This is a genomic window from Desulfosarcina variabilis str. Montpellier, assembly GCF_048565275.1.
GTDB classification, from domain to species: domain Bacteria; phylum Desulfobacterota; class Desulfobacteria; order Desulfobacterales; family Desulfosarcinaceae; genus Desulfosarcina; species Desulfosarcina variabilis.
On sequence record NZ_CP159846.1, the window covers coordinates 3,308,627 to 3,329,832 of the forward strand.

Genomic DNA, 21,206 nt, shown 5'->3' on the forward strand with positions numbered 1-21,206 from the left:
GCTAATGCCAGACGCCGAGTGATGCCATCCTCACATGGGTAGGTAGGAGCGCAATCATTAGTTTAGCCAAACCAGTGATTAGGTAAATCAATTTGCTTGAAATCAATATTTTTAAAATTGCAGATTATTAAAAATTTTCGTCGACGGAAGGCGAGTACAGATGCATCAAATTTCCTTCGCTCTATTCTTCGTTCCGCTCTGCAGATTGTAGAACCGTATCTGTAATCGGCTAGAACGCCAGATACATGGTTGATTATCACACGTTTCCTGTGGGCTTTGATACGTACAGGTAATATTTCGTTTCAGAGCCGGTTAAAAAATTGTATTTTCAACTATCTGCAAAAATGTAAGCATGAATTGGGGATAATAAGAAATATGAAAGATTACCTTACACATACCTATTCGGATCTGATCGTCGACGTGGACAGTCCGCTGCTATGGGTGACACTGAACCGCCCCCAGTATTCCAATTCGTTTTCGGACCAGATGATTTCGGACCTTTGCCGTCTGCTACGGGAAGCGGACTGGGATGATGACGTGCGCGTCGTCATCCTGACGGGAGCGGGAAAGAATTTCTGTGCCGGCGGTGACGTCAAGGCCATGGAAGAAAAGACAGGAATGTTTGCCGGCGACCCGGAGGAACTCAGACGCAGATACACAAAGGGCATCCAGCAAATTCCAATAACGATCGAGTCCCTTCAGACCCCGATCATCGCAATGGTCAACGGGGCCGCGATCGGGGCCGGGTGCGACCTGGCCTGCATGTGTGACATGCGCATTGGGTGCCGGCATTCCAGGTTCGGGGAAACCTTTGCCAAACTGGCCCTGGTCCCCGGGGACGGGGGCGCTTTTTTTCTTCAGAGAGTGGTTGGATACGCCAAGGCCATGGAACTATCCCTCACCGGACGGATTGTAACGGCAGAAGAGGCGCTTGCCTTGGGTCTTTTGAATACCCTTGTCGAAGAAGCATCCTTGAAAGAAGAAACTGGAAAAATTGCCCGAATGATTTCCGGAAACAGCCCTGTCGCTGTTTCGATGATCAAAAAAGCGATCCGTCAGGCCCGAACTGCGGAAATCAGCGGACATCTGGATCTGGTCGCCGCCTTTCAGGGCATCACCCAGCGAACGGCCGATCACTTTGAGGGGGTCAGGGCGCTTAAAGAGAAAAGGGAGCCACACTTCAAGGGTCAATAGGCCAAAACCGTTTGGGTCGGAGCCAAAGCTGATGTGATGTGAGCATTTTGAGATAGTTGTAGGCGCCGCTGGCGGGTCTTAGACGGATTTACCAAACAGGCGCTAAAAGATGAAGCCCTATTCCGGACCCATCGGAAGGGTGCGCCGTTGATTGACAAAAACGCTTATTGATGCCCCGAATTGCTACTTCTCAAATTTTCTAACCGATCACCAACGAGGTTAAAGGAAAGAACGGTCAGCATGATGCAAAGGCCGGGGAAGATGGACAGATGGGGGGCGATGAACAGGTAATCCTTGCCTTCCATGAGCAGGGTTCCCCACTCCGGGTCAGGGGGCTGAACCCCGAAACCGAGAAATCCCAGGGCGGACACGCTTAAAATGCCCTTGGCCATTCCGATCGTGGCCAGGACCGTCATGGACGGCCGGACCGTGGGCAGGATATGGCGGATAATGATCATTACCGGTGATACCCCGGACAGACGGGCCGACTTTACGTAAAGGGCTTCCCGGGTGGTCAGGGCGATTCCCCGGGACAGGCGGGCGTATTTTGTCCAGGACACGCAGCTGATGGCAAAGACCAGGTTCAGGTCTCCCGGGCCCATGATGCCGGCCAGGGCAATGGCCGCCACCATCTCGGGGAAGGCCAGGAACATGTCGGTGATGCGCATGAACACTTCATCGGCCCAGCCTTTGAAGTATCCGGCCACCAGCCCGACGGCCGTGCCCAGGCAGGCCGAAAGGGCAACCGCAGCAAACCCGATGCCAAGACAGGCTCTGCACCGTAAATGATCCGGGAAAACAGGCACCGGACCAGGGTATCACAACCCATGGGAAACTGAGCGCTGGGCAGGCAAAGCCGCATGGCCGGGCTTGATGTCAGCGAATCATGGGGCGCCAGGGCCGGTCCGGCCACGACCACAATGACCAGAAGGATCAGGATGCCTGAGGCAACACTGCCCACAGGATTCCGGGCTGCAGCGGCCAAAAGATGGCCGGGTGTGGGTATCTGGGAAGATAAACTCATTGCATGCGTATCCTTGGATCCAGGGTGCTGCAGATCAGATCCACCCCGAAGTTGATCAACACAAAAATGGCGCCGGTGAACAGCACCACGCCCTGGATCAGGGGATAATCCCGGTTGCTGATGGCGTCCACCATGAGGCTGCCAAGCCCGGGCCAGGAAAACACCACCTCTGTTATCACGGCCCCCTCGAGGATCAGTCCGAATTCCAGGCCCACGATGGTAACCACCGGAATCAGGGTGTTTTTAAATATGTGCTTTCCCAGAACTCTTGGGGAGTCGGTCCCTCTGGCCCTCAAGGCAAGGACATGCTCCAATTCCAGGCTCTGGATGACCGAAAGGCGCAGCAGCCTGGCATGTAGGCGGTAAGGGAAGTCCCCAGGGTGAGGGCCGGCATGATCAGATGCTGCCATCCGCCGGTCCCGAAACTGGGCAGCCAGTGTAGATAAACCGAAAAAAGGGTGATTAAAAGCAGCCCCCAGCCAGAAATTGGGAATGGAAAGCCCCAGGACGGACAGGTAAACCGATGCGGAATCCAGCCAGGAGTTTTGCTTTAGCCCAGCCAGGGTGCCCAGGGGCAGGGATACGGTCAGGGCAATCAGGATGGAAGCGACGGCCAGTTCCAGGGTTTTTGAAAACCGGGCGCAGATCAGATGCAAAACACCAGCTTCCTCCACCAGGGAATACCCGAAATCAAGCCGCCCAACATGGGACAGCCACCGTCCGTACTGGACCAGAAAGGGCTGGTCAAGCCCCTCTTTTTCCCTGATATCTTCCACGGTGGCCCGGTCCAGTTGTCCTTCCCCGCCGTACCGGGCCACGGCGATCTCTCTGGCCGCATCCCCCGGAGCCAGAAGAATCATGGCATAGGTCAGAAACGATGCACCGAAAAGGACCAGGGCCATGCCGGCTGTCTTTTTGATCAGGAAACCAGCCATCTCCATTCTCCATTTTTAAATACCACCATTTGACATTCATCGTCGCATTCAGAAAAGATAGTCTGGGTCGGTTGGGCATTGCCCAACACAGACATTACTCCAATTTGAAGTCAATCACCGTCTCGACCTTCGCCTTGACGGGAATGCCCTCGACGGTACCCGGTTTGAACCGCCAGGCGCGTACGCATCGTTCAACGCTTTGGTCAAAAAGGTCTTTGGGTTTGGCATCCAAGATGGTGATGTCGCCCACCCGGCCGGTCTCGTCGACAATAAAGGCCACCTTGACCCAGCCTTCAATCCCACGCTTACGCGCCGCTATCGGGTACACCGGGGGAATACGCGTCAGGGTTGTCAGGGGACCGTCCAACTGATCGACGGAAAATGCGCTTTGCAAGACACTGGTGTTAACCAGGGGCGCACTTTTGAGCGGCGGCAGTACCAGGCTGTTGGGGCCGCCGGGAAGCTTGGTGTTGACCTCAAACGGCAGGGTCAGTTTTTCTCTCAGGGGGTGCCGGGGCATGGTGTCGGGTTTGGGAATCTGTTTGGGCTTGGGAAGTTTGGGCGGTATGCGCGGCTTTCGCCTGACTTCGGAGCCCGGCCGTTTCATGCGAATGACGTTGACCTGGGGCACCAATGTGCCAAAGGATGACCGGGACGGTGCCGGTTCCACAAAATTGGGCATCAGCAAAAACAGCACCACATTCAATCCGACGGCAATCAATCCCGCCTCCAGCCAAGTGGCCCATGTGCGCCGGGAAACAGCATCGAAGTAATCGTTCTGTTCGGTGGTTACTGACATAGTTCATTACTCCTGACGATCGAAAAGAAAGGCGTCGGAGATAGGGTGAACCGGTGATATGAAGACGTGAAAATGAGGCGCTTTTTTATGGTTATTGTTTATAAATAAAATGGTTTTGTATATAGGGTCAAGAGCTCAATAGGAGATTAGGCGATGAGGACGAACGCAGCGTTCAAGACCATCCCGATGAGTGTCTGGGGGCTAGGCCTGGTGAGTATGCTCATGGACATTTCATCCGAGATGATCCACAGTTTGCTGCCCCTGTTCCTTGTCGGCCCCCTGGGTGCGAGTGCGCTTATGGTGGGCCTGATTGAGGGGGCTGCCGAATCCACAGCCCTTATCGCAAAAGTCTTTTCCGGCACCCTCAGCGACTATCTGGGCAAGCGCAAGGTGCTGGCCGTATTCGGTTATGCCTTGAGCGCATTGACCAAACCGCTGTTTGCCATCGCCCCAACCGCAGCCATCGTCCTCATGGCACGTCTGCTGGACCGTGTCGGAAAAGGGGTGCGGGGAGCCCCGCGAGATGCCTTGGTGGCGGATATCGCACCGGTTGAGGTACGCGGCGCGGCATTCGGCCTGCGCCAATCTCTCGACACGTTAGGCGCGCTGCTTGGCCCTCTACTGGCGGTCAGCCTGATGCTGCTTTGGGCCAATGACTTTCGGTCCGTGTTTTGGATGGCCCTCATCCCGGGCATGCTGGCTGTTTTTCTGCTGTTGTTCGGCGTGCATGAACCGAAGCGGCACGTCGGCAGGAAACGCACCAACCCGATTCGCCGTGAAAACCTCGTTCGTCTGAGTGGTATGTACTGGTGGGTGGTCGGCATCGGTGCGGCGTTCGCGTTGGCGCGGTTCAGTGAAGCATTTCTGGTGCTACGCGCCCAACAAGGCGGTATTCCGGTCGCCTACGTTCCTCTGGTGATGGCGGGCATGAACATGGTCTATTCAGGATCTGCCTATCCGTTTGGCAGGTTGTCGGATCGAATGAACCACGGCACGTTGCTGTCGCTGGGCTTGTTGGTCCTGATCATCGCCGATCTAATTTTGGCCGTAAATGATAATTGGCTTACCGTCGCGGCCGGGGTATCCTTATGGGGGCTTCATATGGGAATGACCCAGGGATTGCTTGCGACAATGGTTGCCGATGCCGCTCCGATAGATCTGCGTGGCACGGCCTATGGCTTTTTCAACCTGGTCAGCGGCATCGCCATGTTGACGGCCAGCGCCGCCGCAGGGCTGCTGTGGGACCGCTTCGGCGCATCCGTCACCTTCTATACAGGGGCAATTTTTGCGGTATTGGCGTTGATGGGCATTGTCTTGAAAAACGTGGCGACAGCGACGACTTCTTGACCTACCTCGATAGCAACGGCTCTAAATACATTATTCTGGACCAGGGTAACCGCATTTGGAACCGAATTCTGCAAAAATAGGGTTGCAGGCATGGCCAGCTCCTTCACCTCATCAAGGGCAATGGATAGTCCACCGGAAGTACTACAGCGAAACAGTACTATTATGGCACTTGACCGGCCTGAACCTTTTCTTCAGGTGCGACGGGTAAGCGACCCAGTTACGGTGCAGACGTTCGCCGGTCTGTTTTAAATGCCGCATTGGTTGGTAATTTTTTGAGCGAGTGTGGGGCAGGGATGAAATTATGCACGTATTCAGCCCAGGGAAGTCTTGGGGGGCGTCCGGAACGCCCCTTTTATGTGGCCTGGTGTGATGAAGTCACTATCCGCTTAAAACGGTTTATGGATAAGTCTTTTGCATGATTGAATTTGGTTATTCGCAATTCCCATTGTCATATCTGATATAATTATTGCAAACCGGACAAGTCATTAAGGGAATAAATTCACTTTTGCTGTCGTCCCATACAGCTCGTGCATCTTGAAGAAGTTTTCCCATTCGATCATGGATTGCTGGTTCCTTCAATCTGCTTGTGTCAAACACGGTCCCACATTTCTCACAACTTATAAAATTCATTTTGCCTCCATCGCTTCGTAAGTAGCAAGAATTCATTCTTCAACTGGAGAGTTGTAAAAAAGATATTTAAAACAATCCGTTACTATATGAGCTGAATCCTTTCTAACGATATTAACTTGCTTTTCGAAAGCAGATATAAAACGAAAATACAATAGGTTGTCAAGGCAAAACGGCCACAATATACTGGGGTGCATTTAGAAAAAATATGACGAGCTAGTTTTTTTTCTGCGCTATTTAACGTTACCTGGGCGTTACCGAACGATACCAACTGCGAGTTTTAAACGTGGAGGCACATCTATGCATTCGTTGATAACTACTTATTCTCCCTGCCCATGATCATGAGCGATGATAAGAATCTTTTTTCACCTTGTAAAAAAAGGTGACAGTCATTTCCCGAACGATCGGGCACCGTATGCCGCGAACACTGCATTTTAGCCGATTGCTAAGTGGCACATCCTTTGCTCTTTAAATAGTAGTATACAAAGGAGGTGCATTATGATCGGGAACAAAGCAGGCAACAAGATTGGAAGTAAAGCGATCTATTCCAAGCCGGACGACGGTGCTGAATTCCGGCGAAAGCAAGACCGGCGCAAAAAGGCGAGTCCAGGCTTTGCCTATATCAGCATCGTGGGTTGGATTTGCCGGCGGGAAAAAATCCGGCGAAAAGATGAGTCGTTGGTTCTATCGGTTCATCGCGACTTCTTTGCGGAATAGATCAACCGCTATCTTTTTAAGATAATGATGGCCGGTAAATTGATCAACCCGATTCATGACAATGGATCTGGATAGCAAGGCTTTTTATTGCTGGACAAAATTAATCGAAAAATACTCATATTCACCAAAGGAGGCGTGTAATGAAAAATCTGAAGGCATCCGATGTAATGGTCAGACCCGTGGTGGCGGCCAAAAAAAATGCACCGGTAAGAGACGTTGTCTTTCAGTTTCTAAATGGCTTTTACAGCGGCATGCCGGTCACCGATGATGAAGGTCAGGTCATTGGGATTATCACCGAACTGGATATCCTGGACGCCGTTTTGTCGGGAAAGGAGTTGGTGAAAATTATCGTCAATGATATCATGACGACCAAACCGGTAACGGTAGATGTGGACACGGCCTTGACGGAAGTGGTTAAAACCATGAAAGAAAAAAACATTATCCGGCTGCCGGTTACCCAAGATGGCAAGCTGGTGGGGATCGTATCCAGATGCGATATTCTTACCACTTTGATCGAGCCAGAATTTGTCACCTATATGTAAAAAAAGCATGATCGATAAACGGATCGACCAGAGTGCGTTCAACCATCTTCCTTTGCCGATTGGTCGAAAAGCCTAAGTGTTCGCGAAAAAATAAATTCACAAATTGTATTATCGTGGTCTGCATTAAAACTTACTCCTTCAAGTCTCATCGCATACTTTGATCAATATTGTTCTTGATCAATTATCACTCTCGAAGGCGCCCATGTCGATCAGGTTGTCCCGGAGGCGAGTGGTGTAAGACTGGTGCCGTATATATTGCTGCTGAAGGGCATGGTCAGGGAGAATATCGGCAGGCAGGTCGTCGCCGGCATTGACGCACCGGCTGCCGGTCGCCAGATGATAGTCCTTGTCGGCCATGTCGACAAATCCCGGCGCGGTGCCGGTGGGGTTGTCAGCCGCATTGACAATTCCCAAAAGCGTGCTGTGGGCATCCACCCATCCCTGGGTCAACCAGTTGTGGTGAAGGTTGATGGTGCCGGCGGAATTCAGGATGGCCAGGCGGCCGCTGCCGGCCGTGGCCATGACCACGTTGTTAAAGCATTCGGCATACTCGTCGTTTGTGGAAAGCCGCACTAACGTGGTATTGCCCGAGCGATAGGAGACCACCGTGTTGTTGAAAAACCACAGGGTCCCTTTGCGATAGTCGGCCGTGTTGCCGCTGTCCCCCCCGTAATGCAGCACCTGGTTGTTTTCTTCCACGTCATGCTTGATCAGAACGTTGCCGTAGACGAAGGTTTCCTGGTAAGCGGGAGCCTGGATCAGATCGCTGTCGCCGCTGTCCACCAGATCCAGGGTACGATTGCCGGCTTCGATCCAGTTGTAGCGCACCACCGTGCCGGCCGAGCGGTCCTTGAGGTTGTTCCCAAGGCAGCCGTCTCGTAAAGGACCGAAGTGGTTGTACTGAAACGTGATGCCCTGGCATTCGGTGTAGTTGTTGTGCTGGTACCAGCTGCCTGCAATGCCGTTGTCGGCGATATAATTGTTTTCCAGCAACAGGTCGGCACTGTCTGATCCGGCAAAGAACCCGTTGCCACAGTCGCGCAGGATGCAGTTGCGGATGGTGATGTGACTGCCCATCTCAACGTGGATGGCAGCCGCGTTTTCGCTATAGATTGCCGAATTGCCCCTATCATCGGTGAAAGAATAAGCCGGACGGGCGCTGCACACTTCCAGATTTTCGATGATGACATAACTGGGAAATGCCGACGGCCGGCTTGATCCCCCGACCTTGATTACCGAACGGACTTCATTCCAGTAATCCAGGGCCTGCCGGGTGGTGGCGTCCTCGCCGCTGATCACGGGCAGCACGCCATCCTCGGGGATGCCGCGGACCACGATGGGGGCATCGGCTGTTCCGGCCACGGCCAGCACCCATTTATTGCGGTAAGGGGCCTTACGGTAATGAATCTGGACCAGTGAACCGGCTTCCAGGGATTCCCAGGGCACCTCACCCGGATCTGCATAGGCTTGGCCCGGTCCGACCGCATACACGTGCGAGAAATTTTCCATCAACCCAAACGATGCGGCAAAGCGGGCCATATCGTTGGCCGTGCCGGTGCGTGCAAATGCCGCCAGATCATCTCCATCCACATCGCCATCGTAATTCAGGTCTACCGGTGGCAAACCACCAAATGCTGCAATCGGTAACGCTATGAAAATGGACGCGATCATCATCAATACCGCTGCCATGGTTGTGTTCGTCTGCATGGTCATTTCTCCCTACCGTCCAAATTGTTGCGCGAATACGGATACACAGTCGATGTCGATGAAACTTGCGGTCAAGGCCAGGTCCTTGCCATCCACATCGCCGTCCGTATCCTGATCGACAACGCAAGCCATCATTTCATCGGCGCCGATATCCACGCCCGATCCCTGGGGCCGCGGATCCTGATCAAAATCGTCCGTCGGCAGGTCGATGGCATTGGCCTGATCCACAACCCTGGCAACCGGGGTGGCCAGATGCAGCTCGCCGGTGGGGGCGTCTACAAACCAGCCCTCCTCGGCATCGGTGATGTTCGTTTCAAGGGTTGCTGTGGCGTCATCGCGCTGCAGGATCGGCCGGTTGGTCAGGTTACTGGAGATGATCACGCCGGTGGTGGAACTGAAACGATACTCAATGGCATTGTAGGAATGCAGGAAAAAAACCGTATTGTTGTAAACCTGGGCGCCCGGTGCGGATTCCAAACCGATGCCCACATCATTTTTTCCGGCACCGCCATCGGGAAGGGTAGCGCCGTCGTGGGCGATCATGTTGTTGCGGATTGTGCCGCCGGTGTGGGTGCTGTTGCCCAGACCAAAGCCGATACCCCGGTCGCAGTTGAAAATCCAGTTCCGTTCCACCAGGGTACCACGAGAATCGTTCCAGAAATGGATGGCATGTTCTGCAAAGCGGTTGTCAGGGCTGCGGATAAATTGAAACCGGTTATCGCGTACGACCCAGTTTTTGCCGTGATGGACGTCGATTCCGCCGATGTAGTATTGCGGCCCCACGCCGGCGCTGTATTCAAACAGACAGCCTTCCACCAGGCCGTCGTCCGAATAATCGGCACCCGTCGCCGAAGCAACCTTGAGAAGCTGCTCACCCGCATCGCGCAGGATACAATTGCTGACGATCAGACGGTCCACGGCCACATCCGTTTGAATGCAGTGGTTCCTCACATTCTGGATGGTCAAGTCGGCGATGACGACATCATCGGCCGATATCCAAAAACCATTGTGGCTGCCGGCCGTCATGCCCCATCCCTTAACAACCACCGCCGACCGGTCACCGCTTTCACTCTGGATGGTCAAACCGTGGGTCCGGATGACGATGGTGCCGCTGTCGTTGAGATTGTAAACCCCGTTTTCAAGCAGGATAATATCGCCTTCAAGGCTGCTGCTGACGGCAATCGAGAGTTCAGTGGCGGTCGATACGACGATTTCCTCGGCATGGACGGGAAACCGCCAAACGGTAAGCGTCATAAAAAGGATCAACAGTATCAGCCCTCGAACAGATTGCCACGTCAGTATTTGCATGCAATTCTCCTTTTATCAGATTCCAGACAGCGATCAGCAGCGACAGTTGAAAAACGAAATTTTAAAAAAACGAATGACCTTCAACAAAAAAGAAACAGATCCACTTCAATCCACCATAACCGATTTGGTTAGCAAAGCCTGTGGTTGCAAAACCTTTATATCGAACGTATATCTAATAAAAATGCCATTTTTAGTCCCACCCAACCGGTAACCCGTTTTGAAAGGGAAGACATTGACGATGCCTGCCTTGCAGCGAAACTTTTATGCTTATCTCATGGTTGCCATTTGTTTTAGTATTCAAGCCCTCGGCGTAGGAACCTACATTGCCTTTGGTGTCTTTTTCAACCCCATAATGGAGGAATTCGGCTGGACACGGGCCGCCATTGCCGGCGCTTCTTCTACGGCCTTTTTTTGTTGGGGACTGTTTGGCATCATTATCGGTCGCCTCAACGATCGTTTCGGCCCACGCTATCTCATGACAATTACGGCCATTTTTTTTGGCTTGGGGTGCGTTTTGATGGCACGTCTGACCAGCCTTTCGGAACTTTATTTGTATTACGGTATCATCTTTGGTATTGGACTCAGTTCCATTGATGTGATTGCCCTGACCACTATTGCCAGGTGGTTTACGTCCCGTCGGGGGGTGATGACCGGCATTGCCAAGGTGGGCACCGGTGCCGGTCAATTCGCCATCCCCCTTTTGGCCAGCGGTCTTATTCTCACCCACGGCTGGCGCTGGAGTTTTGCCGCTATCGGTGTCAGTGCCGCCGTGATCTTGATTGCGATTGCTCAATTGATGCGCCGTGACCCCGGCGTGTTGACCCCGGACCAAAGACCCGCACCCGCCCGTCGACATCGCCCCACGCGCCAACCGGCAACCAGCCTGCCGTTATCCCAGGCATTGAAAACAATCCAGTTGTGGACCATTTGTCTGCTCAATCTTTTTCTCGTTTTTTGTTTAATGATCATCATGCTGCATATCGTGCCCCATGCCCGCGACTGCGGCGTTTCTCCCATCAAGGCGGCTGGTATTCTTTCCACCATTGGTGCGGTGAGCATGGTGGGACGCTTTGTCAGCGGTCTAATGATTGATCGAAAAGGGAGCAAAAGGGTAATGCTGGCCTGTTTTATCCTGTTGCTGGCAGGCCTTGGATGGTTGCAGGTCGCCCATAAGCTCTGGATGCTGTATCTTTTTGCCGCCGTGTATGGTCTGGCGCATGGGGGCTTTTTTACCGCTATTTCGCCTCTGGTAGCCGAGTGGTTTGGTATTCATTCTCATGGCGCGCTGTTTGGCCTTGTGGTCTTTTTTGGTACCACCGGTGGTGCCGTGGGACCCTTTTTTGCCGGACATCTGTTTGACCAGAGCGGCAGCTACCAGTCCACGTTTTGGATGATCATGGCCATGGCTGTGATCGCCATGGGATTGCTCATTTCTCTGAGACCGGTCACCCCCCCTGCTGACCGGTCTTGATTTCAATGGGCACCATGGCTCCCCCTATAACCCAATTCTTTTTCGCAGACCCGAAATAATGATGCCCAGCAGGGCCAGGATCATGACGGGAAGCGAAGAAATCAAAACGGGCTGGACGCTGGATACGGAGACGCCGTCCCAGCCTACCAATCTGGCACACAGCCACCAGGCGGCGAAGGCTTTCTGGTTGGCATTGAGTGATTCAGAGTCGGCAGTATAACAATAATACCAATCTTGTCCTTCAACATGAGTGTCCTGCCATTGTGTGGCCCAGTTGCCCAGATTTTTCCCCCCGGGGCCGTCGTAGTAGTCGCAATTGTCATGGGCAAACTCGTAATATTTGCCACTGGGATCATAGCGCTCAATGTCGGCGAAATCGTACAAGACCTTGTTGTTAGCCATACAATAGTCGCGGATTATCTGATTGGCGGTTTTATTGTTGGCATCGTTCCAGATATTCACATGCCCGGTCATATACACAAAGGTCACATGGGGATAGGTGGACTCCAACTGGGCCATGGGCTCGAGGTACTCACTTTTTATGGTGCCGGCAGCATATTTGGCCTCCATCTGATCACACCAGGACCAGATCACGACATTTACCTTGTTGTTGGCCGGATTGTCCAGATAGTTCCTGGTGTTGATGACCCATCGGGGATAATCTCCCATGCTGCCCCCCATGGCGCCATCGTGAAGATCCAATGCCCCGTCGGCGCCGCCATCGTTCCAGGCAAAAATATCCTCTGGCAGAGCCAATCCCAGACCGCCACTATTGGCAAAAGCCACCAGACCGGTCATGCCCGCTGTCAATTGGTTGCCGTGGGTGCTATGGCCATAGGCGATGTGCAGCCGGGCCTTGGCCCTTTCGATGGCGGCCTGAGGAATTTTGGTGATATCCGTGCAGGCATGATCGATGATGATCGGCTCGGCCGCCCAACTTGCCGGTATCACGATTGAAATCAATAAAATTGAAATTGTTATAATCCGAATAACGCGCCCCATTGCACCTCCTTTAAGAAAAAACTCGCATCCATCGTCCCAGCAAAAGGCTCCAGGTTTCGCTGTTCTCATTATGAAAATGTCAGCAAAAAATACGATTGTTATTTGTGCTGACGATTTTTCCCCAAAATGATCAGAAATGGTATGCAATCATCGATTGCATTGGAATTGGCTCTTAGATGACGGCAAGCCGGACCACTAAGTGGTTTTGAGAACTCAATCGAATAAAGAGTAACAATTCGTGTGCCAACTTTCAATATGCTTGTTATCAAGGGCTTGTGAGAAATTGGTCGATTCCATGGTGCCCGATAATTACGCTGGCTTCCCATTGAGTTACCAAATTTTCCTGGGGCGATGGGGGGAGAAAAGTGAAGGCCGTCATTGCATAGGGCTATTCTCCAAATTGTCAAACGGTAACATCGTCTGATCCATCAGGGCATTTTTTTCAGAGCAAGCGCTGCTTCGGCCAGTTCGGCCACGGTGGGACGAGTGAGTGTCAATTGACGGTACAGGTGCAAGGGCGCATGGTCGGACCGGTGCGCCTGCACCAAGGGGCGTAATTGGCTGGTGAGTATCGGCCCTGCGGCCCATATGGCCATGCCGCGTAAATAAGGGTCCGAAGCATTGAAAAAGGCGGGTAGCAAACCAGCCGCCGGTTGGGCGAGGTCCGGCCTGGCGTGGGCCAGGCGACCCATCCCCCACACGGCGCCGCGTTGAAGCCCTGGGTGCTCCAAATAGTTGCCTGACGGATCTACATAAGAGATCAGAATGCGGTGAAATTCCATTGCCAGCATTGGATGGACCGCAGTAATTTCTCCCATGGCTTCGGGTGATCCCCATCCGATACCGCCGGACTCGTCATTTAAATTCCACATGAGCCGGCGCATGATTACGCGCGCCGATTCCATATGGCTGTCGGCCAGCTGGCCGACCACCACACCCATGGCTGTGATGGCCCGCCAGCGAAGCATTTCATCTGTTGAGTAAAAAAAAGAAAAGAGCGGATTGACCGCCTGACGGCCGGGGATCTGCCGGATTTCCGCCAATGCGGCCTGAATATCCTCAGTCCGAAGCAATTGCTGCATACGGATTTTTAATTGCCGGTGTCCCATATCAGAAAGAGATGACCTCAAAGCCCTGGTCGATGTAACTGGACATGGACGGGTGACCGGACATATCGTCCAGTAGGGTCAGCCCCTGACTGACCGCTTCGTCTACCGTACCCATTTTATGTGCGCATCCTTTACAGACGCCGTCCACAATCCCTTCGGCCTTGGCTTTTTCCCAGAGCTTGTGAAGGGGATTTGACGTTTCAGCCAGTTTCGGCAATAGTGCGGTGGCCGAACCTTCCACAATAATACGTCCCTGCAACCCTTTTTCTTTCATGTCCAGCCCGTTGAGCAGAACATGGATAAAACAAACCGGGTCACCGTTAAAAACGAAAAGGGCAATTTTTTTCATGTTTTCCTCGTTAATTAAATGTTAAGGCGCCGATATCGAAAACACAGTCCATTTTTCGGGTGGTGGCGGTCTATTGCTCCTCCCAGCTGATGCAATCTTCCGGACAGTATTTGATGGCCTCATCTACTTCCTTTTGGGGATAGATGTCCATTTCGACGACTTCTATATACCCGGCATCATTTTCCTGAAACACGTCGGGGCAGACCGCCACGCAGCCCATGCACAAAGTGCAGCTGCCGATGTCGACAACAGGTATTTTCATTGGATAAATCCAGAACTCCAGGTTGAAGGTGTTTAGGCTGAAGGCTGAAGGGTTGAAGGAATCCTATCCGTTTGTCCCCCGAGCCTTAAAGCCTAAAACCAGAAACCAGCTATTTAAGGACTGCCTCGCCGATCTTCTTGCCGTATTCCACACACGCCTCGATGTCGTCACCGCCGGGTACGTATTGAATCCGTGGCCCCGCATCGATCATCTGGAATTTCATGGCTTCCATCTCGGCTGCGACCAGTCTGACCGATTCACCGCTCCATCCGTAAGAGCCGAAAGCGCCACCGATTCTGCCCACGGGTTTGAGACCTTTCATGTAGGTCAAAACATCCGCAACGGTGGGGAACATCTGGTTGTTCAGCGTCGGTGAGCCTACCACCACGGCGGCTGCATCCAGTACGTCGGTCATGATTTCACTGCGATGGGAACTGCGAATGTGGATGGGTTTGGCCTGCACGCCGGTCAGGGAAATCCCTTCGGCAATGGCCTTGGCCATGATTTCCGTGCTTTTCCACATGGTGTCATAGATTACGACGGCTTTTTTCTCTGTTTCCTGGCGGCTCCATTTCAGATACATATCGATGATTTTGGCCGGCTCCTTGCGCCAGATCACACCGTGGTCCGGACAGATGACGTCAATCTGAATACCCGAGGCCACAACTTTTTCGATCAGCTTGAGGATACGGGGCGCATAAAGCAACAGAATGTTGGCATAGTATTTCTTTGCCTGTACCATGGCTTCGCTGCCGGCCTGGTCGTCAAATTTGTCGAACCCTGCATAGTGCTGGCCAAATCCGTCGCTGGAGAAAAGAATGTGGTCTTCCTTCAGGTACGTGAACATGCTGTCAGGCCAGTGAATCATTCGGGTTTCGATGAAGGAAAGGGTCCGTTTGCCCAAGGATAGTTCCTCCCCGTCTTTGACCGGATGATAGTCCCAGGCGTTGGGAAAGTGACTGGCTAGGTTTTTGGCGCCCAGCTTGGAGCAGTACAGCGGTTTGTTTTCACCGACTGCTTGCATGATGCGTGGAAGTGAGCCGGAATGGTCCATTTCCGTGTGGTTGCTGATCACGTAATCGATTTTTTGAGGATCAATGATTTGGGAGATATTACCGAGCAGCTCGTCGGCAAACGGTGCCTTTACCGTGTCGATCAGGGCCACTTTTTCGTCAACCACCAAAAAGGCGTTGTAGCTGGTGCCCCGATAGGTCGAGTAGCCGTGAAAATCTCTGATATTCCAGTCGATAACGCCAACATCATAGACGCCTTCTGCAATTTTCGTCGGTTTCATGTGTCGTTTCCTGTCATTCTTTTCTTTTAAAAAAACCTTTTTTGAATCGAAATGCCCTTTTCCCGATTTTCAGAAAAAGGGCATCCGATACGAATCCATCACTTTAAGAAGAATCTATCGTGAAAGAAAATGATAAGGATTAATTATTCTTCTTTTTCAAAATCGTCTTTCGATGCGCCGCAGACCGGGCATTCCCAATCGGCTGGAACATCTTCCCATTTGGTGCCGGGTGCCACACCGTTGTCGGGATCACCTGCTTCAGGATCATAAACATAACCGCAGAGTGTGCAAACATACTTGTCCATTGTAACCTCCGTAGCGTTGGATTGTTTGAGTTAAATAAAAAAATAATCGCATGGCAATGGCGATGCGGTGGCAGGGCCATCAACCATTCATCTGCACGATTTGCGCGTTTTTCTTAACATGAAGATCTGTTGCCTGTCTAACCGAAAGTGGCGCAAGATCGGCAGCCTTACCCAAGGGGGCGGAACATCTTTTTCCCGGCACCGCAGATCGGGCATTTCCAGTCGTCGGGAAGATCCTCAAACGCCGTTCCTTTGGGAATTTTACCTTTACGGTCGCCCTTATCGGGATTGTAGATATAGCCGCAATTAACGGTCTGGCATTGGTACATCTCGTGGGGCTCGGCCATGGGAACTCCTTTTTTTTGCGTGGGTTCAGTCTATTTGCGTTGTCCGTGTTGAGTGATCAGTGTCTCAATGTGAGTCTCAACCTCACCGATCAGCCGTTCCATGGCGGCATGATCATCCGCATCCGGCGCCGACAACGGCCAGTGTTTCGTTTTTACGCCAGGGACGAGATTATCCGGAATAGTTTTGTCCATGACAACGATCAGATCTGGCGGGGTCCCCGAAAGGGTCTGGTCCATGCCCACCGGCTTGCGGTAGCCCAGATCCATCCCCCGGGCCTCGATGGCCTGGATCATGGTCGGTGACAATGCAGATGCCGGCGTCAGACCGGCAAAACCGGTACAAACCTGATCGCCATGCTGCGCCTGGGCGAGGGCCGCGGCCAACGGCGCGCGACAGGCACCCTGGGGGGAGACGAAAAGTATCTGTTTCCGTGACAGCATGGGACGCACGGTTTTCTCGATCAAGGCATCAATGTCGGCTTCCAGCTTCTCATGTTCTCGAATGGCGCCCTTGGACTCAACACCGCGATACGTCAGTGCGTGTTCGAAACGGGCGTCGATGGCATCGAAAAAATACTTGGCGGTCAGATGGATCCCATCAAAGAGTTGCCTGCCGCGCGACGCGGCCACACTGAACAGGATGCCCTGACGGGTCGCTGCCAATGGATCCTTTAGCTTGTAGACATATTTTCTCGACCAAAAAGTCTGACAGCGGTCAATCAGGCCCTTGAGCTGGGCCGAGATACCGTAAAAGTAAACCGGTGAGGCGGCAACCACCAGATCGGCCTTTCGGATCAACCCAAAAATCTCGGTGGCCATGGGATCATCGGTGATTACGCACCTGCCGTGGGACTCGCAATAGCCGCATCCCTTGCAGGCCGCAACACCGGCCTTGGCCACCTGAATGGTGTGGGTGGCCGCGCCCGCCTGGCCGGCTTTCTCCATAAAGGTTCGCAGCATAACATCGGTGTTGCCGTTTTTTCGGGGACTTCCCTGAAGCCCTAAAATAAACATGGTCATCACCCTTTATGACTTCACATGGCACGTCTTGCACGTCAGCGGGCCACTGGGGTTGCCGGCCCGTTTTTCTTCTTTATGGCACTTGATGCATTGCAGGTTCATGACTTTTTTAGGCTTGATGGTGCCTTGGGCTTTCATTTTTTTTATGGCGTCCTTTTCTTGGGGGAAGACGCTGTGGCAGACATTGCAGTCCTGGATCCGTTTCTGGTGCTGGGCATGGGGGAATGGGGTTTTTCCGGACTTGCCGCCAAAGATATCGATGTTGGCCGGCCCGTTGTTGGCGGCCCAGGCCATGACGGCGCTTCCGGTCAGCGCAAATACTGCCAGGGTGATGATTACGATACTGCGATTCATGCGACGCTCCGTATTTGAGATGGATGGGACAGTCTGTTAGATCGTCGGACCGGCCGTCGTTGTCAAATTGGCCGATGCGACGATCCACCTGGTTTTTTGTTTAGTAGGTTTCCTCATGGGCCAAGTCATCATCGGTGACTTTGCCACTGAACAGTTTGTAAGCCCATGCCTGATACGCCAGTACCACTGGAATGAAAAGCACGACCACGATCAACATGATTTTCAAGGTCAACGGACTGGACGATGCATTATACGCCGTCAGGTTGAACTTGGGGTCGATGCTGGAGGGGAACAGGCTGGGAAACAGGCCAATGACGCCGAAAAAAGTGCATGAGACAATGGTTAGGGCTGAAGCACACCAGGCTTTGAAAACACCTTTTTGCAGAAGAAAATAACGAATGCCGAAAATCCCGGCCACACTGATCAAAGGAACGAGGAAGAGTACTGGGTTGGCCAGGTAGTTGTCGTAAAGCGGGGTGAAAATATAGGTGGCCACCAGAAAAATGACCGCCACGCCGGTCAGCACCGGCCACAGTCTGGTTGCCAGCCGTTCGGACCGCTCGGCCAGATCGCCATCGCTGCGGATGGCCAGCCACAGAGCACCGTGCATCAGAAACAGGCAGACAAACAAAACGCCGGCCAGCAGGCCGTAGGGGTTGAGCAGGGTAAACAGTGTCCCCTGGTAAATCCCGTCCCCATCAATGGGAATGCCTTTGAAAATGTTGCCGAAGGCCACGCCGAATAAAAGGGCCGGCAGGAAGCTGCCGATGAAGATGCACCCGTCCCAGACCCGCTTCCAGGCCATGCTTTCGACCTTGTTGCGGAATTCAAAGGATACACCGCGCAGGATCAGCGCAAACAAGATCAGCATCAAGGCAGAGTAAAGGGATGAGAACATCACTGCATAGACCAGGGGAAACGCGGCAAAGGTGACACCGCCGGCCGTCACCAGCCAGACCTCATTGCCGTCCCACAAGGGGCCCATGGCATGGATCATCATGTTCCGATCCCGTTCTGATTTGCCAAGAAATGGATACAAGGATCCAATTCCCAGGTCGAAGCCGTCCGTCATGAAGAAGACCGCCCACAGCAGCCCCCAAAGAAAGAACCATACGGATTGTAGTAGCATTTATAACTCCCGTCTTGTATCAATGGTTGTTGTCATCACGTAAACGATATCAGGCATTGTCAGCAGCCGGCTGAGGGCCTTTTTTAGCGAAATTGGCGATCAGATAGAAACCGGCAATGCCGAGCAGGCCGTAAACCAGAATGAATCCCGCTAACGTGGTCATGACCTGGGAGGCCGCGACCGGTGACGCCGCCTGGGATGTTTTGAGCAGGCCGTAGACGATCCACGGCTGGCGGCCGACTTCGGCCAGGACCCATCCCATTTCATTGGCAATGTAGGGCAGGGGGATGGCAAACAGCATGATCCACAGATACCATCGGGATTCAACCAATCGTTTTCTTAAGACAAAACCAACAATGGTGAGCAGCGGAAACAAGGTTCCCAGGGCCACCATGGTGCGGAAAGAGACAAAGGTTAAAAGCACCGGCGGACGTTCATCTTTGGGGATATCTTTGAGGCCCGTGACCGTCGCGTTGACATCGTGGTGACCGAGAAAGCTCAGCACACCGGGGATACTGCCGATTTCGATCTTGTTGCGTTCATTGGCTTCATCCGGGACGGCAAACAGAACAATCGGTGCCTGGGCCTGGGTGTCCCAATGGGCTTCCATGGCGGCCAGTTTGGACGGTTGGGTTTCGGTGACATGAACGGCATGCATATCACCGGTGATGACCACCACAATCGATGCAATCAGGCCCACCACGAGGCCGATGTTGAAAGAACGGGTGAAAAATTCGATGTGCTGCTTTTTTAAAAGGTGCCAGGCGCTGATGCCCATGACGAAAAAGGCGCTGAGGATGAAGGCCGAAGGGATGGTATGGACGATTTCCAGCAAGCCGAATTTGTTGGTCACAACAGCCAGAAAATCAGTCAGTTCCGCGCGTCCGTTGCGGATGGTGTAACCGACGGGGTGTTGCATCCAGCCGTTGGCCAGAAGAATCCAAATCGCCGAGATGTTGCCGGCGCCGGCAACCAGCCACATGACCGCGGCATGGGCTTTTTTGGATAATTTTTTCCAGCCGAAGATCCAGATGCCGATAAACGTCGATTCCAGAAAAAAGGCCAGGGACGCCTCGATGGCCAACAGTGACCCGAAAATATCGCCCACATAGGCCGAATACCGGGACCAGTTGGTGCCGAACTGAAATTCCAGGGTGATGCCGGTAACCACACCCAGGGCAAAGTTGATCAAAAACAATTTGCCCCAGAACTTTGTCATGCGCAAATACGTCTCGTCATTGGTTTGGACATAACGGGTCTCCATATACGCCACCAGCACCGACAGTCCCAGGGTGAGGGGGACGAACAGGAAATGAAACATGGTAGCGGCGGCGAATTGGAGCCTGGATAACATAACAACGTCCATACAAATCCTCCTTGAACAGGTACAGGCAACCCGCCTAATGATCAAGCGGGCTGCCGTCAAATGAATTCATGTGCAAACGTCTACTTATTCAGGCGCCGGCTTCATAGGTGCATTGATTGAAATCGATCTTTTTACCACATTTGGAACAGGTGTGGGTCTTGTCGAATTCGTCGGAAAAAATTTCCTTGCTTTCACCGCATTCAGGGCATTTGCAGATAAAGGATTTCAGGTTTTTAAAGTTTTCATAACCGGGGCAATGTTGGGGGGTGGACATGGGTAACCTCCTTTTTGATGTGAAACATTGATTAATTTTAATGGTACGTTGATAAGCTGTTATCAGGCCATTTTCTCAGCCACTTCACGGCCATAGTCCTGGGCCATTTTTTGGCCGCCGCCCAGACCCGATGATTTAAGCCGTAGTGGTGCGCTGACCATGTTCATCTGGTAAATGTTTTTCATGGTGTCAAAGATTCGATCAGGGGCTTCACCGCTCCAGCCGAAGGCGCCGAAAGCACCACCGATTTTGCCGTTCAACTCGGCTTTTTCGGCCAGAAAGAGCAGGGTTTTCATCCCTTGAACCATATCGCCATGATAGGTCGGGGAGCCTAACACCACGGCGTCGAATCCTTTTAACTCATCTTCTTTTTTAATCTCGGTTACCTTCTTCGTTTCCGCTTCATGGCCGGAGAACCTGATTCCTTCCGCGATAAGATTGGCGATTTTTTCGGTTTCGCCGGTACGGGTCGCATACACGATAAGTGCTTTGGCCATTTCCTATTCCCTTTCTTTTTATTTTATGCGGGGGTCTTTGCCGTCGTATTGGCAATCGGGGGTGTAGCAGGTGTTGTCCAGAAATTCACATTTTTCCTTGCAAGACGGACATTGCTCCGGTGGCCGATCAGCCTCCAGTTCATAGCCGCAATTGCCGCATTTCCAGTTCGCCATGGTTCACCTCCTTGAATGGTTGGGGTCATGTGGCCGGTGGCCGCCAGGGGATG

At 52.7% G+C, this 21,206-nt stretch carries 24 protein-coding genes; 5 read left to right on the forward strand and 19 right to left on the reverse strand.

Features of this window, described 5'->3' with window-relative positions; translation table 11 throughout:
• Positions 1-375 precede the first annotated feature (375 nt).
• Positions 376-1,194 carry an enoyl-CoA hydratase-related protein gene (locus Dvar_RS14690; protein ID WP_419662448.1) on the forward strand — a complete coding sequence of 273 codons (819 nt, stop codon included), beginning with the start codon at positions 376-378 and terminating at the stop codon, positions 1,192-1,194.
• A 164-nt stretch (positions 1,195-1,358) separates the two neighbouring features.
• On the opposite strand, the gene Dvar_RS14695 is transcribed toward Dvar_RS14690, so the two are convergent.
• From Dvar_RS14695 to Dvar_RS14705, 3 genes are all read right to left on the reverse strand, one after another.
• A complete protein-coding gene (locus Dvar_RS14695) occupies positions 1,359-2,000 on the reverse strand; it encodes an ABC transporter permease (RefSeq protein ID WP_419662449.1) in 642 nt (213 codons plus the stop codon).
• Positions 2,001-2,214: 214 nt separating this feature from the next.
• Positions 2,215-3,153, reverse strand: coding sequence for an ABC transporter permease (locus tag Dvar_RS14700; protein ID WP_419662450.1), 939 nt, complete (start codon positions 3,151-3,153; stop codon positions 2,215-2,217).
• Positions 3,154-3,247: 94 nt separating this feature from the next.
• A complete protein-coding gene (locus Dvar_RS14705; RefSeq protein WP_419662451.1) occupies positions 3,248-3,952 on the reverse strand; it encodes a TonB family protein in 705 nt (234 codons plus the stop codon).
• Between the two features lie 153 nt (positions 3,953-4,105).
• Here Dvar_RS14705 and Dvar_RS14710 point away from each other — a divergent pair, with 153 nt between their 5' ends.
• The 3 genes from Dvar_RS14710 to Dvar_RS14720 all read left to right on the forward strand — a co-directional run bounded on the left by Dvar_RS14710 (position 4,106) and on the right by Dvar_RS14720 (position 7,185).
• Entirely contained in the window at positions 4,106-5,299 is a 1,194-nt protein-coding gene (locus Dvar_RS14710; RefSeq protein ID WP_419662452.1) for an MFS transporter, read from the forward strand.
• 1,125 nt (positions 5,300-6,424) lie between these two features.
• Positions 6,425-6,643: a hypothetical protein gene (locus Dvar_RS14715; protein WP_419662453.1), complete on the forward strand. Its 219-nt coding sequence runs from the start codon at positions 6,425-6,427 to the stop codon at positions 6,641-6,643.
• 140 nt (positions 6,644-6,783) lie between these two features.
• On the forward strand, positions 6,784-7,185 hold the full coding sequence (locus Dvar_RS14720; protein ID WP_419662454.1) for an HPP family protein: 402 nt from the start codon (positions 6,784-6,786) through the stop codon (positions 7,183-7,185).
• A 177-nt stretch (positions 7,186-7,362) separates the two neighbouring features.
• Here Dvar_RS14720 and Dvar_RS14725 read toward each other — a convergent pair whose 3' ends face one another.
• A complete protein-coding gene (locus Dvar_RS14725; protein ID WP_419662455.1) occupies positions 7,363-8,892 on the reverse strand; it encodes a right-handed parallel beta-helix repeat-containing protein in 1,530 nt (509 codons plus the stop codon).
• Positions 8,893-8,904: 12 nt separating this feature from the next.
• Entirely contained in the window at positions 8,905-10,200 is a 1,296-nt protein-coding gene (locus Dvar_RS14730) for a hypothetical protein (RefSeq protein WP_419662456.1), read from the reverse strand.
• 238 nt (positions 10,201-10,438) lie between these two features.
• Between Dvar_RS14730 and Dvar_RS14735 the strand changes: the two genes are divergently transcribed.
• The gene (locus Dvar_RS14735; protein WP_419662457.1) at positions 10,439-11,671 is read left to right on the forward strand and encodes an MFS transporter; all 1,233 of its coding nucleotides are present in this window, start codon (positions 10,439-10,441) and stop codon (positions 11,669-11,671) included.
• Between the two features lie 24 nt (positions 11,672-11,695).
• On the opposite strand, the gene Dvar_RS14740 is transcribed toward Dvar_RS14735, so the two are convergent.
• From Dvar_RS14740 to Dvar_RS14805, 14 genes are all read right to left on the reverse strand, one after another.
• On the reverse strand, positions 11,696-12,673 hold the full coding sequence (locus Dvar_RS14740; protein ID WP_419662458.1) for a hypothetical protein: 978 nt from the start codon (positions 12,671-12,673) through the stop codon (positions 11,696-11,698).
• A 428-nt stretch (positions 12,674-13,101) separates the two neighbouring features.
• A complete protein-coding gene (locus tag Dvar_RS14745; protein ID WP_419662459.1) occupies positions 13,102-13,782 on the reverse strand; it encodes a DVU0298 family protein in 681 nt (226 codons plus the stop codon).
• A 1-nt stretch (position 13,783) separates the two neighbouring features.
• On the reverse strand, positions 13,784-14,131 hold the full coding sequence (locus Dvar_RS14750; protein WP_419662460.1) for a cytoplasmic protein: 348 nt from the start codon (positions 14,129-14,131) through the stop codon (positions 13,784-13,786).
• A 70-nt stretch (positions 14,132-14,201) separates the two neighbouring features.
• Positions 14,202-14,393 carry a ferredoxin gene (locus Dvar_RS14755; RefSeq protein WP_419662461.1) on the reverse strand — a complete coding sequence of 64 codons (192 nt, stop codon included), beginning with the start codon at positions 14,391-14,393 and terminating at the stop codon, positions 14,202-14,204.
• A gap of 109 nt (positions 14,394-14,502) precedes the next feature.
• Entirely contained in the window at positions 14,503-15,687 is a 1,185-nt protein-coding gene (locus tag Dvar_RS14760; RefSeq protein WP_419662462.1) for an FprA family A-type flavoprotein, read from the reverse strand.
• A gap of 143 nt (positions 15,688-15,830) precedes the next feature.
• The gene (gene rd / locus Dvar_RS14765) at positions 15,831-15,992 is read right to left on the reverse strand and encodes a rubredoxin (protein ID WP_419662463.1); all 162 of its coding nucleotides are present in this window, start codon (positions 15,990-15,992) and stop codon (positions 15,831-15,833) included.
• 167 nt (positions 15,993-16,159) lie between these two features.
• Positions 16,160-16,339, reverse strand: coding sequence for a rubredoxin (locus Dvar_RS14770; protein WP_419662464.1), 180 nt, complete (start codon positions 16,337-16,339; stop codon positions 16,160-16,162).
• Between the two features lie 30 nt (positions 16,340-16,369).
• Complete coding sequence (locus Dvar_RS14775) at positions 16,370-17,353, reverse strand: NAD(P)H-dependent oxidoreductase (protein ID WP_419662465.1); 984 nt, start codon at positions 17,351-17,353, stop codon at positions 16,370-16,372.
• Positions 17,354-17,365: 12 nt separating this feature from the next.
• Positions 17,366-17,713: a cytochrome c3 family protein gene (locus Dvar_RS14780; RefSeq protein ID WP_419662466.1), complete on the reverse strand. Its 348-nt coding sequence runs from the start codon at positions 17,711-17,713 to the stop codon at positions 17,366-17,368.
• A gap of 100 nt (positions 17,714-17,813) precedes the next feature.
• Positions 17,814-18,842 (reverse strand): cytochrome d ubiquinol oxidase subunit II, encoded by a 1,029-nt coding sequence (gene cydB / locus Dvar_RS14785; RefSeq protein ID WP_419662467.1) that lies wholly within the window; start codon positions 18,840-18,842, stop codon positions 17,814-17,816.
• 49 nt (positions 18,843-18,891) lie between these two features.
• Positions 18,892-20,208: a cytochrome ubiquinol oxidase subunit I gene (locus Dvar_RS14790; protein ID WP_419662468.1), complete on the reverse strand. Its 1,317-nt coding sequence runs from the start codon at positions 20,206-20,208 to the stop codon at positions 18,892-18,894.
• 88 nt (positions 20,209-20,296) lie between these two features.
• Positions 20,297-20,482 carry a hypothetical protein gene (locus tag Dvar_RS14795; RefSeq protein WP_419662469.1) on the reverse strand — a complete coding sequence of 62 codons (186 nt, stop codon included), beginning with the start codon at positions 20,480-20,482 and terminating at the stop codon, positions 20,297-20,299.
• Between the two features lie 62 nt (positions 20,483-20,544).
• Positions 20,545-20,979, reverse strand: a complete 435-nt coding sequence (locus Dvar_RS14800) for a flavodoxin domain-containing protein (protein WP_419662470.1) — start codon at positions 20,977-20,979, stop codon at positions 20,545-20,547.
• 18 nt (positions 20,980-20,997) lie between these two features.
• Positions 20,998-21,153 carry a rubredoxin-like domain-containing protein gene (locus Dvar_RS14805; protein WP_419662471.1) on the reverse strand — a complete coding sequence of 52 codons (156 nt, stop codon included), beginning with the start codon at positions 21,151-21,153 and terminating at the stop codon, positions 20,998-21,000.
• Positions 21,154-21,206: the final 53 nt, after the last annotated feature.